The organism is Enterococcus sp. DIV2453a (assembly GCF_050533535.1).
Lineage (GTDB): Bacteria > Bacillota > Bacilli > Lactobacillales > Enterococcaceae > Enterococcus > Enterococcus faecalis.
Window position 1 is genome coordinate 1,827,391 of record NZ_CP172899.1, and the last position, 17,121, is coordinate 1,844,511.

General features: G+C 33.7%; 12 protein-coding genes. All 12 read right to left on the minus strand.

Going from position 1 to position 17,121, the window contains the following annotated elements:
• Nucleotides 1–7: 7 nt before the first annotated feature.
• The 12 genes from IGK03_RS09035 to IGK03_RS09090 all read right to left on the minus strand — a co-directional run bounded on the left by IGK03_RS09035 (nucleotide 8) and on the right by IGK03_RS09090 (nucleotide 17,108).
• Entirely contained in the window at nucleotides 8–1,429 is a 1,422-nt protein-coding gene (locus IGK03_RS09035) for a lipopolysaccharide biosynthesis protein (RefSeq protein ID WP_049095710.1), read from the minus strand.
• Between the two features lie 72 nt (nucleotides 1,430–1,501).
• Complete coding sequence (locus tag IGK03_RS09040) at nucleotides 1,502–2,419, minus strand: hypothetical protein (protein ID WP_010707341.1); 918 nt, start codon at nucleotides 2,417–2,419, stop codon at nucleotides 1,502–1,504.
• A gap of 22 nt (nucleotides 2,420–2,441) precedes the next feature.
• On the minus strand, nucleotides 2,442–3,266 hold the full coding sequence (locus tag IGK03_RS09045) for a LicD family protein (protein ID WP_010707340.1): 825 nt from the start codon (nucleotides 3,264–3,266) through the stop codon (nucleotides 2,442–2,444).
• 2 nt (nucleotides 3,267–3,268) lie between these two features.
• Nucleotides 3,269–4,663: an O-antigen ligase family protein gene (locus IGK03_RS09050; RefSeq protein WP_002401289.1), complete on the minus strand. Its 1,395-nt coding sequence runs from the start codon at nucleotides 4,661–4,663 to the stop codon at nucleotides 3,269–3,271.
• 15 nt (nucleotides 4,664–4,678) lie between these two features.
• Nucleotides 4,679–5,659 (minus strand): glycosyltransferase family 2 protein, encoded by a 981-nt coding sequence (locus IGK03_RS09055; RefSeq protein WP_010713260.1) that lies wholly within the window; start codon nucleotides 5,657–5,659, stop codon nucleotides 4,679–4,681.
• 1 nt (nucleotide 5,660) lies between these two features.
• Entirely contained in the window at nucleotides 5,661–6,719 is a 1,059-nt protein-coding gene (locus IGK03_RS09060) for an NAD-dependent epimerase/dehydratase family protein (protein ID WP_002378507.1), read from the minus strand.
• 12 nt (nucleotides 6,720–6,731) lie between these two features.
• On the minus strand, nucleotides 6,732–7,436 hold the full coding sequence (locus tag IGK03_RS09065) for an IspD/TarI family cytidylyltransferase (protein ID WP_002378508.1): 705 nt from the start codon (nucleotides 7,434–7,436) through the stop codon (nucleotides 6,732–6,734).
• Nucleotides 7,437–8,573: 1,137 nt separating this feature from the next.
• Nucleotides 8,574–12,233 carry a GW dipeptide domain-containing protein gene (locus tag IGK03_RS09070; protein ID WP_430605037.1) on the minus strand — a complete coding sequence of 1,220 codons (3,660 nt, stop codon included), beginning with the start codon at nucleotides 12,231–12,233 and terminating at the stop codon, nucleotides 8,574–8,576.
• 319 nt (nucleotides 12,234–12,552) lie between these two features.
• The gene (locus tag IGK03_RS09075; protein WP_033625052.1) at nucleotides 12,553–13,395 is read right to left on the minus strand and encodes a LicD family protein; all 843 of its coding nucleotides are present in this window, start codon (nucleotides 13,393–13,395) and stop codon (nucleotides 12,553–12,555) included.
• 15 nt (nucleotides 13,396–13,410) lie between these two features.
• Nucleotides 13,411–14,169 carry a glycosyltransferase family 2 protein gene (locus tag IGK03_RS09080; protein ID WP_202334866.1) on the minus strand — a complete coding sequence of 253 codons (759 nt, stop codon included), beginning with the start codon at nucleotides 14,167–14,169 and terminating at the stop codon, nucleotides 13,411–13,413.
• Between the two features lie 134 nt (nucleotides 14,170–14,303).
• Nucleotides 14,304–15,701 carry a sugar transferase gene (locus tag IGK03_RS09085; RefSeq protein ID WP_002356909.1) on the minus strand — a complete coding sequence of 466 codons (1,398 nt, stop codon included), beginning with the start codon at nucleotides 15,699–15,701 and terminating at the stop codon, nucleotides 14,304–14,306.
• 105 nt (nucleotides 15,702–15,806) lie between these two features.
• Nucleotides 15,807–17,108, minus strand: a complete 1,302-nt coding sequence (locus IGK03_RS09090) for an EpaQ family protein (RefSeq protein ID WP_202334867.1) — start codon at nucleotides 17,106–17,108, stop codon at nucleotides 15,807–15,809.
• Nucleotides 17,109–17,121: the final 13 nt, after the last annotated feature.

Genomic DNA, 17,121 nt, shown 5'->3' on the forward strand with positions numbered 1-17,121 from the left:
AACTTTCTCAACCTTTTACTAAATATTTTAAATTCTTTGCGTTATTTACAAAGCTCTTATGAATGAATAAGAAATAGATAATATACACAATTCCATAAGAAATGAAACTATAAATACTACCGCCAAACCAAAGATTACTAAAGATAAACAATAATGTAACCAACGTTTCCAATACCGTGCTATTACCTATTTTAACGTTCATATCTTTGCATAGAAAAATTTCTGCTAAATTACAACGAAATGCTAAACTTACTAATATCAACCCAACAGTTAAATTCAAGTTCCCAACAACGAAAATCACAAACAGCGATAGGATTAACGACAAGGCAAGTGTCAATACGTTAACAAATAAAATTGTTTTTTCTTTTCTCAACGTTTTTAAATACGTATTAATTAGTAAAGACATCCGACCTTCATAAATAACTATAGGAAATAGAATTCCCATAAATTTCAAACTCTCGCTATATTCGGGTAACCACATACCTAAAACAAATTTGACGGGTACATATAACAGCAGAATTGCATACGTCAACGGAACAAAAACACCTCTTAATGTGACAAATAAAGACGGCAATCGCTCTTTATTTGTCCGTCTTAACAACGGAAACATTACAATTCCAACAGCATTAATAAAAGTTAAAAACATATTTGATAAACTTAAAGTAAAGGACAATTTACCAAAGGTTTCGATAGTCCAACGCTGTTGAACAAAAAAGCGAATGGTTCCCATTATTAGCATACTTGCTATACTACTGAGCATTAGTTTACTACCTATGTTAATATTATCAACTATTTCAGGAGTAACTTCCTTCAAACTCATCATGTTCACACGCAACATGTCTTTAACTCTAAACATTCCCCAAACCGTAATAATCAGTTTAGAAAGTATATCCATAATGATTAGCCAATAAAAATCTCGTCCTCCTAATGCAAAGTAAATTGCAATGAACAGGACATATAAATAGCGATCATTTCTGGATAATTGAGCATATTCCTTAATACGATTTGTTGACTGAAAAACATACAGAATAAACGTTTTTGCAATTGTAATTACTGAAACAATGGCCGTCAATATCAAAATAATCCCTTGATATTCTTTCGGCATGAAAAAGTAAGCCCAAAGAATGACAAAAGCAGAAATACAACATTCAAAAATCGCTAAATACCAGAATTGAGAACCGAGATTTCTTTTATCTAAATTTTCGTATTCTTCTCCCCCGATTTTTAAATAGATACCATCAATCCAGCCTAAGTGAAAAAAACCAACATAGGAAGCATAGAAAACATATAATTGCCAATAACTATATTCTCTAATCCCCAGCAATTTTGGAACAAATAAGTTTAATAAAACGGATATCCCCAGGGTAGCAAAATTAGCAGCGACTGTATAGTATAGATTTTTTACAACTGATTTAGCTTTCTCATTCATTTATTGTACCTCTTATTCTTTTATAAGTTTAAATCAAAAAAATATTCATCAAAGATTTTCATTTTTCGTACTTTAAATAAAAAAATTATTTAACCAACCTTTGAATGAATACTTCTCTTTAACAGTTTCAGCAACTGGTTTCATAGGTACCTTTAAAAACGTTAATATCTCAGACATATTTTGTTTATTTAGTAAGAATATATTTTCTTTTTCATAGAAATCCATGTTTAAAACTGTGCGATTATTCGTAATTAACTTTTTATTAAGAAATAATGCCTCTAAAGGTCTTAATGATATTCCATGTTGATTTTCCTGTACAACATCTAGAATAGCCGATGTATTTGCTTCATACTTAATGAGTTCACTATAAGAGATAGGCTTCTTATAGTCATAGTTTGAATAAGAATTTTTCGAAGAATCTACTACATAGATAAAAGGATTCAAATTACACTCTACAAAGTACGCTTCTAACTCTAATAAATAAGAGAGACGCTGTTTATCTACACCAATAAAACAAACATCAGATTGATACTTTGGATCTTCCTGACTAGCAACAACCTTTGTCTCGTCTATAAATTGGTTATTAAAATGCATTTGGTATTTTTCACAATCACCTATATCAAAGGACCAAAGCTCACAGTTTAAATCAGCGTAATAAGAAACCGGTGTATCTTTTTCAACAGGATTACTATACCATATAGCAATCCTGATATGCGGATATTTACGATTTAAATATTTAATTACCGGTCGTGAAAAGTAATGAGAATTCAACAAAATAAAATCTATTTCAGAGAGATTATTTTTCCACTCTCCATAAAAAAATCTTGCAAATGTAGTGTCTATTCTTTTATCTAATTGATTTAATAATTTAACAATAAAAGGACGTTTAGAAAAATATTTTTCTACATGTACACCTAATTTTTGCGCATCAGTTGAAAACAGAACTGATTTTTCATCTAAAGTAATAATCATCATGCGATTATAATCCATTATTTTTCCTACCTTTTTTACTTTATTTCCAATAAAAAGTATACGGATGGTGCGTTACTTGTTCAGACATAGGTGGTAATTCCATATAATTTCCATAACGTAATGATAAAAATAGTTTTCTGTCTTTGATTGCTCGAACTTTATTGCCAGCAAATAACACATCTTCATAATGATCAAACCATTCTTTTGGAAAAACACCCCATTCTTCGTTGATAAATTCAATATAACCACATTCGATAGATGATTCAATCGGATAAGTAGTTACTTTATCCATAAATTTACGTTTCCAAAAATCATAATCTCCCTGTTTAAGTAATTTTCGGTACCTTGGATATAGAAGTACTCGTTTTAAGTATGCTTTCCATCGAGATTTAGAAATGGCATAAGAATTATTTAAGGTAGCTAACATATTTTCTCTATATGACTCGCATTGACGACCAAAATCTAAACGTTCAGAAGATGTGGTTGGAAAACCATCAATCGGAAAAATATCGACAAACACACCTAATTCTGGGTCCTCACTATTATAAAATTGCTTCGATTTAACACATGTTCTAGTATCAACTAATTTTGCAAACGTATAGCGATAGTTCTTTCTTGTTTCCAAGCTCAATAATAGATAATTTTTATCTTTAGATAATATATTAATTAGACGATCATAATTAGGTCTCGTTAAGACAATATCCAAGTCATCATCCCAAGGGATGTATCCTTGGTGCCTTTCAACACCAATTAAACTACCGTAGTAAATAGAATATTCAATATTATTTTGACGACATATATTATCAATATATACTAATATTTCTGTGCTCGTTTCTTGTATTTCTTTAATCGTTAATGGTTTCATTTTTATCTCCAAAATAAGAATTTATTATTGTTTTTTACTAATTGACTAGATACAGAACCTAAATATAGCCAAAATAAAAAGGTACCAATTTTATTAACTAAAATTAATTCTGTTAGAAACATTGCCGAAACTAAAATAGTCAGTACAATTAAGACATTTCTCAAAAAATTATCATTAAAAATATTGATTTTTTTTGAAAATAAAACTTGCAATGTTGTTAGGATTTTATTAATTAAAAACAGAATTAACGGAATAGTCCCTGCCAGCCCCGTTGTCGCTAAGGTATAAAAGAAAAAATTATGCGAAGTTTGTTGTTTAACCGCGATCAAAGTATTAGGTAAATAGTGTTGGGCATATGTTACCAAATTTCTAGGAGAGGTACCAAACCAGATATTTGACTGAAATATCTCAAACGAACTTTTCCAAAGTCCAAAACGATTATTAGAAATATCTGTCTTGTTTTCTACGTCTGGTCTATCCAAAGAAACATCTGGTCGATTTTTTGAAACGTTCGTTGTAGATTTGTATTCTACGTTATTCCACAAATCTAAAATAGCTAACATTCCTCTTTCAATTAGCTTCGTTGCTATATAGGCAAAAAAGACCATACCAATACTTGTAATAATAGAATATAAAAGTTGTAAACCTAATTTTTTTTCAGTCGTTTTTTGATACACCACAAAAAACGAACCCACAAAAATAATTACCATTAGCTCTACAAAAGCCGTCCTTGATCCAGATAAAGTTATATATATCCATTGTATCAAAGTATTCATTATCAATAACCATTTCCACTTTTTCAAAGTAGTTTGAAAAAGCAATGACACCGATAAAATTATTGAAACAACAGAAATGGTAGCTGCAAAGTTAGGGTCGGCAAATACCCCATATAAACGATTTTCAAAAAAGCCAATTCTTAAGCCATTATAAATTTTATCCAAAGGCGCTGTATATGAATACTGTATAAAAAACATACAAATAGCGATAACTACTAACAATCCCCAAACTATTAAAAGAATTTTTTCTAATACTTTAAATGTTTTTTTATCTTGTTCTTTACCAATTTGATAAATAACTAATAAAAAAATAGCCTGCCATATAACTAATTTTAGGTTAGCTATAAAATACGTTTGGTAATGAATGAGTGTTACAAAAAAAAGCATGACTATAAAAATGACTAACATCGGATCAAATTGTTTAAATCTTTTATTTTTTAGAATAAAAAACATCTGATTTAGAATATAAACCATCGCCCAAATTGATATCAACCCAAACACCAGAGTATCTACCTTACTTGGTAACAAGCTATAAAGACTAATTGTTCTTAATAAAAGCATAAATTCAAAAATTATTAAAAACGGTAATTTCGTTTTTTCCAAAAAGTTATTTACCCACATAATACTACTCCTAATTTATTCATTTTTTGTTTTCCTATGTTTTTCTTCCAATATAGCAATCATCTTATAATATGGTACTCCGATTTGAAGTGCGATTGCTCCGACTTTTCTAGGCATAGTAAAATATTGATTTTTCATTATAAATTTAAAATTTTTTCGTAAAAAAGTAACAATTTCTTTTTGAACTTTTTTTTCTTCATTATTTAACTTACTATTCATCATTTTATCTAATACTATAAAATTTGCCCAACATACACGTGTATGAACAACATTAGATAATTCAGGATACCAGTCTAAGATATAATTTTCATTTTCTTTCCAAACATTGATTGTATCTAAATCTTTCTTAGAAAAAAGATTGCTTGAAATACTATTGGCACGGTGAAAATAATAATATTTTTGTTGCGTATCAATAACAATTTTCTCTGTATGCTCTAGGATAGATAAAATAACTGCACCGTCTTCTGTAATCATGCCTACAGGGTATCGGATATCTTCAAAAATTTCTTTTTTATATAACTTATTCACAGCATGAACAGATACAACTTTAGCTTCTAAAATCATTTTCATTGCTGCTACTTTATCTAGTACTATATATTGCTGTTGTTTTTCTACAGGTTCTTTTCCCTCATAAACATCATAAATACCACAGATTGATAAATCGGCATCTTCTTTTACGATATTTGTATATAATAGTTCATACATATCATCTGCAATGTAATCATCACTGTCTACGAAACCTAAATACTCACCTGTCGCTATTTCAATTCCAGCATTACGAGCATCGCTCAGCCCTCCATTTTCTTTATGGATAACTTTTACCCGTTGATCTTGTTCAGCAAACTGATCACACATTGCTCCAGAACTGTCTGGAGAGCCATCGTCCACCAGAATTAATTCGAAGTCAGTAAACGTTTGAGCTAAAATAGAGCGTACACATTTTTCTAAATATTTTTCTACATTGTATACAGGAACAATAATACTAATTTTGGGCATATCAATTTCCGCTACCTTCTAAAATTTTAATTGTATGTTTTAATGGTTCTTCCATACTGTCGTACAGAGGCCGCCAACCTAATGCGTAGATTTTTTGATTGTCTAGTAGTGCTTTTGTTGCTTTAGAAAATCCTTGTTTTTCTTGGGCGGTGGCTTCACCATGAATCACTTTTGTTCCAGCCACATTGGCTAATGTTTCCGCAAAAGTACGTAACGTAATATCGCAATGTTCGTTTGAAACATTGTAAGCTTCCCCCTTTTGCCCTTTAACTAATAAAAATAAAAGAGCAGATACAATATCTGCAACGTATGCATAAGAGTATAGTTGGGTCCCTGCGCTTTTTAACACAATGTTTTCTTTATGAACTGCATTCATAATAAATTGAGAAGAAGCTTTACTATCCGAAAGTAACATCGTAGGCCCGAAAGTACGACTAATTCTTGGAATAACAACATCAATACCATATTTCTGAATATAGGCTTGACATAATGATTCACTTGCTCTTTTTCCTTCGGGATAACCGGCCCGTAGCGTGTTACAGTCAATATAGCCGCAATAGTCTTCCGTAAATTTATCAAGATCTCCACGATTTTCTCCATAGATTTCAACAGTTGATAAAAATAACACTTTTTCACTATTCGCTTTGACCGCATAATCTAAAATATGCTGCGTACCAGCAATATTGGTCATAATCGTTCCAATTGGATCACTGGCATATGATTTAGGATGTGTATTACTAGCACAATGCAACACATAGTCACAAGCTTCTGCTATCTGAATTTCTTCTGTGACATCTCCGATAACTATATGGAATAACGGATCTTCTAGATAACTAGTAAATCGCTCTTCTAAACGCGACAATGTTCGTCCCATCGCCCAGATCGAAATATTCGCATTTCTCGTTTTATTTTGGTACATAAGCACATCAATTAAAAAGGTCCCAATCATGCCTGAAGCACCAGTTATAAAAACAGATTTATTAGTTACTTTCGTCCAATCTGGTGTCTTCTCTAAAACTCGTTCAACGTCTGATAAATAATTATCGTCTGTAAATAACATGGTATCCCTCCACTACTCTTCTTTCATTTTCAAGAAGCCTTTAAATAACTGTAAGTCATCTTGTGTGGTTAACTTAATGTTTTTATCTGAGCCTAAAGCAAAATACAATGTTTCGCCTAAATCCACCATCATAGTATTTGTGTATGACGATTCAGAAATACCAATATTCTCACGGAATGCTTTTTCGTAAGCCCAAGTTAATTTTTCAAATTTATAGGCTTGTGGTGTTGACACGCGACGTAATGTTTCACGATTAATATATTGTCGAGTTGTTTCCTCAGTTTCTTTTACAAAAATTTGTTCATTATATGGCAACGAAGTCACTGCATTTCCATATTCTTGACACTTAACAATTACATCAGATAAAACTAATTCATCAACTAATGGGCGAATCCCGTCATGGATAACAATAGTATCTTCTGGATTTGAATGTTCTTTTAAGAAATTAACCCCATTGTTAATTGATTCTTGACCAGAATTTCCTCCTGGAATAATCCATTGTAATTTGTCAATATGGTACTCTTTTGCATAGGCATCTAGTGTTTGTTCCCAACCTTTTTTACACACAACTAAGATTCGATCAATGAGTGGATGCTTTTGAAAAGATTCCAATGTGTAGATAATTATCGGTTTTTCCTCTACCATAATAAATTGTTTAGGAATCTCCTGCCCCATTCGTTTACCGACCCCACCGGCAATAATTAAAGCTGTAATCATTTGATACAAAATCCTTTCTCTAACTAGTCAACAACTAGTTTTATTTCAATTTTGTTTAACTTATATATTCATCAACACAGCCAAAACTGCATTCAATCTTTTACATTTTCTCATAACTATCAGTAAGTTTCAATAATTTATCGTAGACCTTAATCGAACTGTAAATATTTGATTAAGAAAAAACTCATTGATGAATATAAATCTGGACAGGTTTCGGAAAGTTTGACTTTTTATTAAGTGTATTTTCCACTTTATTTTTAATTGTTGTTCTTGACAAAAATTGATAGGAATTGCCAAACCAAGTGTTTCTTTACTTCGATGATCGTTATACTAATAAATGTAGCTCCCAATGATCTTCTTCAATTATTGTTAACTTTCAAAAATAGTATTTTCTTTAAGAGCCTGTCCATAATACATTCTTTAACAAACCCTACCTTAGTTGAAATAAAAGATACGACGATAAGAATACTCCTTGATTCATTGACTTTATGTTTTAAACTAGTTGTATAATTCCAATTGTTATACAAGTCCACAACTAATATGAATTAAATTTTTAGATAATAACTTTCCTTGAAATATTTTCAAAATAAAGGAATTCAATAGTACATATTATTGCTTTTTGATGAGGAACCAACGTATGAGATAGTCGCTAAATAAATTTTTTAATCTATGTTTCCATTGTCTCTCTAGTAGTCTCACTTTGTTAGGGAAATCTGCCATTAAAACCTACTCTCTTGCATGAATTTCAAAAGAGTACTCCTTAAATTTGCGACTACGGCGCACTTCCCTTTCCAAAATTCTTTAGAAGAATAAGAAGGACCTTCACCGAATTCTTCAATCTCTTAGTCCTTTAAGACTTAGAAATTGAAGAGATCGAAACGAAGTGTAGTGTACGATGATTTCATCTATTCATGCTTCACAGTGAAACATTGCAACTTTTAACGCTTTAGCTCTTTTGACGGCCGGACTGTGACGAGACGTATGTCGAGAAAACACCATAGAAGTTGTTGAGAACAATGCAACGCGTAGTGTTGCTACTGTTTCCGCCGTTTATCAATTTTTAAGCCTGGGACAAAAATCTGAAGTGATTTTTGTCCCAGGCTCTTTCTGTGTGTGATTCAATAAGTATTTTCACTATTATTTTTTTAATGCTCGACTATCTACCCAGCCGATTGTTTTGCCATTCAATTGAAATTGGTATGTGGTCAGACCATTAGATAATTTTGCAGACTGGATAATAGTTACGACTTGGTTGGCATATTGAGAGGCACGTCCCAAGTTCTCGCCATCTTCGGCAGTATTGTTCGCTTTACTAAAGACCCCATGTCCATTAGAAATTGATGCATCTGCGATAATGCCTTGTTTGTTCATTTTCGTGTAAGTCGCTGTATTGAGAGTAGGGGTAAACGCCTGCTTATTCATCCAGCCAATTGTTTTGCCTCCAATCGCAAATCGCAAAAATTCTGCACGGCTAGTCTTCGCATACCCTGTAATATGGGCGGCTTGCCCTGCGTATATGTCCCCTTTACCCATACTAGAAACTCCTGGACCGACATTGTAAATTCCATTGTATACATCATGTTTTTTTGCTTCACTCGCTACTTTTACTTTTGCGTTGTAATCGTAGTTTTTTTGACTAATTAAATCATCAAAGATTGTTCCAAATGCCCGACTATCTACCCAGCCGATTGTTTTGCCATTCAATTGAAATTGGTATGTGGTCAGACCATTAGATAATTTTGCAGACTGGATAATGGTTACGACTTGGTTGGCATATTGAGAAGCACGTCCCAAGTTCTCGCCATCTTCGGCAGTATTGTTCGCTTTACTAAAGACCCCATGTCCATTAGAAATTGATGCATCTGCGATAATGCCTTGTTTGTTCATTTTCGTGTAAGTCGCTGTATTGAGAGTAGGGGTAAACGCCTGCTTATTCATCCAGCCAATTGTTTTGCCTCCAATCGCAAATCGCAAAAATTCTGCACGGCTAGTCTTCGCATACCCTGTAATATGGGCGGCTTGACCTGCGTATATGTCTCCTTTGCCCATACTAGAAACTCCTGGACCGACATTGTAAATTCCATTGTATACATCATGTTTTTTTGCTTCACTCGCTACTTTTACTTTTGCGTTGTAATCGTAGTTTTTTTGACTAATTAAATCATCAAAGATTGTTCCAAATGCCCGACTATCTACCCAGCCGATTGTTTTACCATTCAATTGAAATTGGTATGCGGTCAGACCATTAGATAATTTTGCAGACTGGATAATAGTTACGACTTGGTTGGCATATTGAGAAGCACGTCCCAAGTTCTCGCCATCTTCGGCAGTATTGTTCGCTTTACTAAAGACCCCATGTCCATTAGAAATTGATGCGTCTGCGATAATGCCTTGTTTGTTCATTTTCGTGTAAGTCGCTGTATTGAGAGCAGGGGTAAACGCCTGCTTATTCATCCAGCCAATCGTTTTGCCTCCAATCGCAAATCGCAAAAACTCTGCACGGCTAGTCTTCGCATACCCTGTAATATGGGCGGATTGACCTGCGTATATGTCCCCTTTACCCATACTAGAAACTCCTGGACCGACATTGTAAATTCCATTGTATACATCATGTTTTTTTGCTTCACTCGCTACTTTTACTTTTGCGTTATAATCGTAGTTTTTTTGACTAATTAAATCATCAAAGATTGTTCCAAATGCTCGACTATCTACCCAGCCGATTGTTTTGCCATTCAATTGAAATTGGTATGCGGTCAGACCATTAGATAATTTTGCAGACTGGATAATAGTTACGACTTGGTTGGCATATTGAGAAGCACGTCCCAAGTTCTCGCCATCTTCGGCAGTATTGTTCGCTTTACTAAAGACCCCATGTCCATTAGAAATTGATGCGTCTGCGATAATGCCTTGTTTGTTCATTTTCGTGTAAGTCGCTGTATTGAGAGCAGGGGTAAACGCCTGCTTATTCATCCAGCCAATCGTTTTGCCTCCAATCGCAAATCGCAAAAACTCTGCACGGCTAGTCTTCGCATACCCTGTAATATGGGCGGATTGACCTGCGTATATGTCCCCTTTACCCATACTAGAAACTCCTGGACCGACATTGTAAATTCCATTGTATACATCATGTTTTTTTGCTTCACTCGCTACTTTTACTTTTGCGTTATAATCGTAGTTTTTTTGACTAATTAAATCATCAAAGATTGTTCCAAATGCTCGACTATCTACCCAGCCGATTGTTTTGCCATTCAATTGAAATTGGTATGCGGTCAGACCATTAGATAATTTTGCAGACTGGATAATGGTTACGACTTGGTTGGCATATTGAGAAGCACGTCCCAAGTTCTCGCCATCTTCGGCAGTATTGTTCGCTTTACTAAAGACCCCATGTCCATTAGAAATTGATGCATCTGCGATAATGCCTTGTTTGTTCATTTTCGTGTAAGTCGCTGTATTGAGAGTAGGGGTAAACGCCTGCTTATTCATCCAGCCAATTGTTTTGCCTCCAATCGCAAATCGCAAAAACTCTGCACGGCTAGTCTTCGCATACCCTGTAATATGGGCGGCTTGCCCTGCGTATATGTCCCCTTTACCCATACTAGAAACTCCTGGACCGACATTGTAAATTCCATTGTATACATCATGTTTTTTTGCTTCACTCGCTACTTTTACTTTTGCGTTATAATCGTAGTTTTTTTGGCTAATTAAATCATCATACTGTTTTCCACCACTAGATGTAAATCGTCCAGTGTAATCAGCATTAATATCAAACACACCTACGCCGATATCAACACCTGGAATCGTTAATAATGAAGACCATTGCCATGCCGCATAACCTTCATTTTTGTGCCATAACTGATCTGCAGTCGGTTCAAAAGGATACTGAGCAATCCAAATATTTTCAGTCCCTAGTTGTGTAGGCGATAAAACTCCTTCTGTAAACCATGCTGCCATTGAATAATGTAATACATTCGTAAAACCTCTTGCTTTTAATTGATTAGCAAAAGCAATTGAATTAGCTGTCAATTGTCCATTATTCATGCTACCTTCTTCTGCATCATTAATCATTAAAGTGTCTTTTGGTAATCCAGTATTAATTGCTGTATCGGCAAAGTAGTTTGCTTCTTTTATTGCCTGATCTTTTGTTGTAAAGTGACTATAGTGATAGGCGGATACTTTTATTCCCACTGCATTTGCATTTTGAACTTGTGCAAATCTTTCTGGATTTTGATAAGTTGTCGCTTCGGTCATTTTAACGACCACTCCGCCTATCCCATAACTTTTCATAGTTTGATAATTTGCTACACTTAAACTACCATTCCAAGAAGATACATCGATAAAGTTTTTAGGCGGACGATTTGCCTCTGTTATGCTAATAGGATCACCATAGGCATATGCGGCTCTTTTTCTTCTCGTTCCTTTCATTCCTGATCCCATAGGTTTGTTCATATCCTCTGTTATTACGATTTCGTCTTCATCTTTATTATTAGCTTCTGAAGAACTAGTCGTTTCCGAAGTTTCTTCAGCATCTTTTGATTGCCAAGTGTCTTTAGCATCACTCGTGTCCAAACTATTTTTTGTTTCCGAAGGAACTGAAGATGAGGTGCTAGAAGAACTTTCTATCGAAGTTTCCCCGCTAGATGACGTAGAGTTTAGTGTTTCTGCTGTATCCGTAGAAATTACTTCTTCTGCACTTTCACTACTTGATGCATCGATTGCATACACTATTGATGAACTAGGAACCAATGCTGTCAACATTAGCATTGTAATAACAGATATTTTATTTATTCTCTTCATTATTTATTTAACCCTTCTTTTTGCGTATTGTTTACAATTAATCCTCATTTAATTATAGTATGTAAATTTTACTTGAAACCAACAATTTTTTACTTTTCAAATTGAAATTTCTCAAAACTGATTAGAATGAGCACTAGTTTCAAATAATTTTCTAATAAATTTTAGCTTACGTCAAGAAAATCTTGCTAACTTTTTTTTACTATTTTATTTCTAAACTTTATCTTTTTATTACATTGATTATGTTATTTATTTTTTTACAACAAAATGCTGAACGCTATTTATAGATAACGTTCAGCCTCAGTATAAATAATTGAAGTTTTTAAAGATATTCTGTGTACGATTTTTTAGTATCAACAATTAGCGCTTCATGATGGGGTTGGCGATCTTCCTCTGGTGGCAATTGCATATAATCCCCAAAAACCTGTGTTAAGTAGCGCTTGTAGCCCACTGGTATTGGCATTTTTGTATCTTCAAACGGAACAAAAATAGCAGATTTAAAATCTTCCAAATGATAAATATTACCCATGTAGCGTGGTCCGACACATAATTCTGTAACATAAGGAGTGGAGCCGAAGGAATACTTAGTCATTCTTTTTTCAGCAAAGCGCCAAATATGATAGCGAACCTTTTTCGATGGAAAGATATTCAATAATACCCGACTCCCCGTTGCTAAAATGCCACCATGTTTTTCTGGTACCACTTGTGAACAGAATAAAGCATAAATTAATGCCCAAATTTTTTGTTTCTTCCTTTGAAAATTTCCTTTTGGCGCACCATCTAAAGGAAAAATATCGATAGGAATACCATGAGGAATCGCTAATCCATCTTGATAGGTTTTAATAAACGTTGTCTGTGCATCCCTAATTGTCATAAATGAATTATGATCATTATAAGTTTTTGAAGCAACTAACAATGGATAACGTTCTGTATCTGCATATTTAGGCCAAAGCACTTTTAATTTTTCATAATCTGGTCTTGGCATAAAGAAATCTAAGTCATCATCCCATGGAATAAAACCTTGACTGCGGATTGCTCCAATACAACCGCCTCCACAAAAATAACAGGTTAGATTATGTTCTTCACAAAAAGCCACAAAATATTTTGACATGCGTAAAACGACTTGTTGAATTTCTACTAATTGCGTCTGTGTTGTTTGTTCCACTTTTCCTTTTCCTCCCTATTCATTCTTTGCATATTTAAATGTTGTATAGAATAAAAAACGCATTAAGTAGAATGAACTTTTAATAACTGAAAATTGTTCATTTTGACGCAAAATTTTCCAAACCCAACTGATTGTATTCCATTTGTTAGAAGATGTAGAGGTGGTTAGCTTACGATAAATGGCTAATTTTTCGTTAATAAAATAAACCATATTTATTTCTTTTAAAATGTTTAACCAAGTAGCATAATCTTCATGTTTTAAATCCGGCATTAAATGGCGTTTAAGCAGATTGGATTCGACTACGACCGTTAAGCAGCCGATAGTATTTGTTTTTAAAAGATCTTGATAGGTTTGTGGTCCCTCACTAAAATTACGCTCATGAGTAATTTTGCCCCCTTCATTACATACAAAATAAGAACTACATGTAAATAAAAGTTTTTTTTCTTCCATCCACTTGATTTGAACTTCTAATTTATTAGGAAGCCATAAATCATCACTATCTAAAAAGGCAATATATTGTCCCTTTGAAGCTTCAATTCCTTTATTTCTGGTCTTTGCAATGCCCATGTTCTGTTCATTTTTCAGTAAAAAGATTCTTGAATCTTTTTCCATAAAGGCAAGTGCAATATCAATAGAATCATCTTTACTTCCATCATCAATGAGTAATAATTCCCAATTCTGATAGGTTTGTTCCAGAACGCTTTCAATAGATTTTGATAAAAATTTGCCTGCATTGTACATAGGCATAATAATTGAAACAAGTGCTGTTTCCATTTGTTCACTCCTCGTTGCATTTTATGTAAGAATGTAACAGTTTATATTATCGCATAGCTCTTTTATTATTTCAACGTTCCTTGTTTCCAAAAAAAGTTTGAGACATAAGCTTAAATAACTTATGTCTCAAACTTTTAACGGTAAATTCTAATAGCATTCTCTTTACAATAATCCATCGTCAATTCTTCACGTTCTTCAGACTCATCCAATCCTCTTGATGATACTTTATCAAAGAGAATTTTGATGGTTTGAAGCAGAATTTTCATATCCAATAGCAATGAATAATTCTTGATGTACAGTAAATCAAAGTTCAATTTACTATTGTAGTCAGAAGCATACTTCCCATAAACTTGGGCATAGCCGGTAATCCCCGCACGTACATTGTGACGTAAATAGTAATTCGGGTTTTCCTGATTAAATTGATCAACAAAGAATGGTCGTTCAGGACGTGGTCCAACAATGGACATATCCCCGCGAATAACATTGATTAGTTGTGGCAACTCATCAATACGTAAAGCGCGCAAGTATTTACCAACTGTAGTGACGCGACTGTCGTTACTTGTAGATAAGACTGGACCTGATTTTGCTTCCGCTGTTGCCGACATCGTTCTAAATTTTAAAATCGAGAACTCACGTTGATCTAATGTAATCCGAGTTTGTTTGTAAATCACTGGTCCCGGTGAGGTTGCTTTGACTAAAATCGCTGCAATAAGCATTAAGGGTGAGGTAATCACAAATAGGCAAACAGAGACTAAAATATCGAATAAACGTTTAATAAAATTCTCTTCTGGTTGAATTTCAAAATTTGAGACTTCGATAATACTTTCATCTTCAAAGTTCATCATGTTTGGTTTTAACATAATTAGATTTTCAAAACTTGTATCTAAAAAGATTTTTTTCTTGTGTTTGACAATTAATTGATACAATTTTACTTTTTCGTTCTCATCAACATTACTTGAAATATAAACAATATCGATTTCATCGATAATTTTTTTTAAGTTTTCATAGTAATTGCTGACAACAACGCTCGTTACTTTATGCTTGTTATTTTTATCAGACATAAAGTTTTGAATTGAACGCATGACTTGATTTTCTTTACCTAGCAAAACAACTTTTCGCTCATTGCTGACCTTTAAGTAAAGATAATAAACAAGAATTCGCCAAAGACTTAGAACAATAATTCCGATTATAAAGGAATATCCTAAAACAGAACGCGGGAACGTAAACCAACGTCCGGCAAATGTCACAATCATAATCGTTAAAGTCATTAAAATTTGACCAATCACCGTGACAAAAATGATGTCACTAATTTTGCGATTATAAAAAATATACGCACCTAACAACAAATTCAAAAAGATAAAAAAGATTGAAATGTAAATTGCAGATTTTTCATAAGCCACAAAGTTAAATGAAGGAATTTCTCGGCCAAATTTCACCATAAACCCTAAGATGATTGATAAATTATAGAGCAAAACGTCTGCTAAAATAATTACAATTCGTCTTGCATTACTCCATTCACTTTTTGATGTCATTAAAAACTTCCTCTCTTCACTTCCAGTAATTACATTATTTGTAATAACATGCAACCCCTATATTACCATAATGTCAGCGGACAAGAAAGTTCTATAGGATGAAAATTATCTGCGATGTCTTTGGACACGACTTAATTCTTCAGGTTGGTCCCAGCCCTCTTCGTCAACAGGTGCTATCGGGCGCTCTTCATTGCTAACAGGACTTGTTTGTTTCATTCGTTTTCTTCTTTTAGGCGTCGTTGGTCTTTCATGTCTTCCTCGTTTTTTCTCTGGCCGGAAGTAGAAGGCTAGCCCAAGGAAACTATAAACAATCGGCATCCAATGAGGCGCTAATAAAATATCTTCCATAAATGAATGAATCCAGATTAAAAGGAAGCCTAAAAGCAAACTAACTTGCAAACGATCCAATGTTTTTTTGCGGAAACCAATCAATAAAATCATACTGACTAAAAAACCAAATAAAATCAGATAGCCAATGACACCAAAATTACTTAACGTAAATAGAAAAGCATTATGTGTCCCCAGCGGTTTCCATGAGGCCACAAAAGGCTCCATACCGACTTTAATATGTTGAGGATCAGATAACCATTTAGCAAAAAACTCATGCCAAATTCGTTCTCTTCCTGTAAATAAATCAACAGTATCCGATTCCGCACATAAGTAAAACAACAATGGTCCCAATGCAGCTACTCCGACAAAACCAAACAGCCAAACTTTCGAACGTTGCAAGAAACGTTTGGGGAAAAGATTATCCACCAGAATAAAACCAACTAAAATGGCAAAAGACGTTTTGGATTGACTGACCCATGTACCTAAAACACCACCAATGTATACAGGTAAAAGCAGCAGGTTAAAAACCTTATTTCTATATGCTTTGATCAAACTACTGGCCATCATTGTTGAAAACATCAATGTTGCACCAATCGTATTGGTATTAATCCAAATACTTTCGAGTTTATTTGATTCTTTAAAAATTTCGTCTGCTGGAATCAACTGAGGCAACTCCACGGACATCCGATACAAAGTCGCGCTCAAAGCAACTAAAGAGACAATTAATAAAAGCGTTTGATCCAAACGATCAAAGACACAAACTTTAAAACAAAGGACCAACAAAATAATTAAAGGAATCATTGTATCTGTTTGCATTGTGCTATGACGGATTGATTCCGTAAAGTGAAACAAGAGCCAGGTGGCTAACGCCAACGCAACGGTTAGCCAGTCAATAAATTTTAATTTCGTACAATTTAATAGCAGTACAAGTATTACTGCTATTAATAATAAAATTGAACTATTGGCATACATATATTTTGTGACTGGCGCATCAATTCCTACGACCCACATCGTATACGAGCCGATCATTGTAACTAATAAAATAAGTCGACCGATTCTATTCAATACTTTTCCCATATTCAAACCTCAT

Bases quoted from the DNA above. Each gene is read 5' to 3' on its own strand.
- IGK03_RS09035 (WP_049095710.1), bottom strand. From the start codon at position 1,429: ATGAATGAGAAAGCTAAATCAGTTGTAAAAAATCTATACTATACAGTC.
- IGK03_RS09040 (WP_010707341.1), bottom strand. From the start codon at position 2,419: ATGGATTATAATCGCATGATGATTATTACTTTAGATGAAAAATCAGTT.
- IGK03_RS09045 (WP_010707340.1), bottom strand. From the start codon at position 3,266: ATGAAACCATTAACGATTAAAGAAATACAAGAAACGAGCACAGAAATA.
- IGK03_RS09050 (WP_002401289.1), bottom strand. From the start codon at position 4,663: ATGTGGGTAAATAACTTTTTGGAAAAAACGAAATTACCGTTTTTAATA.
- IGK03_RS09055 (WP_010713260.1), bottom strand. From the start codon at position 5,659: ATGCCCAAAATTAGTATTATTGTTCCTGTATACAATGTAGAAAAATAT.
- IGK03_RS09060 (WP_002378507.1), bottom strand. From the start codon at position 6,719: ATGTTATTTACAGACGATAATTATTTATCAGACGTTGAACGAGTTTTA.
- IGK03_RS09065 (WP_002378508.1), bottom strand. From the start codon at position 7,436: ATGATTACAGCTTTAATTATTGCCGGTGGGGTCGGTAAACGAATGGGG.
- IGK03_RS09070 (WP_430605037.1), bottom strand. From the start codon at position 12,233: ATGAAGAGAATAAATAAAATATCTGTTATTACAATGCTAATGTTGACA.
- IGK03_RS09080 (WP_202334866.1), bottom strand. From the start codon at position 14,169: ATGGAAACAGCACTTGTTTCAATTATTATGCCTATGTACAATGCAGGC.
- IGK03_RS09085 (WP_002356909.1), bottom strand. From the start codon at position 15,701: ATGACATCAAAAAGTGAATGGAGTAATGCAAGACGAATTGTAATTATT.
- IGK03_RS09090 (WP_202334867.1), bottom strand. From the start codon at position 17,108: ATGGGAAAAGTATTGAATAGAATCGGTCGACTTATTTTATTAGTTACA.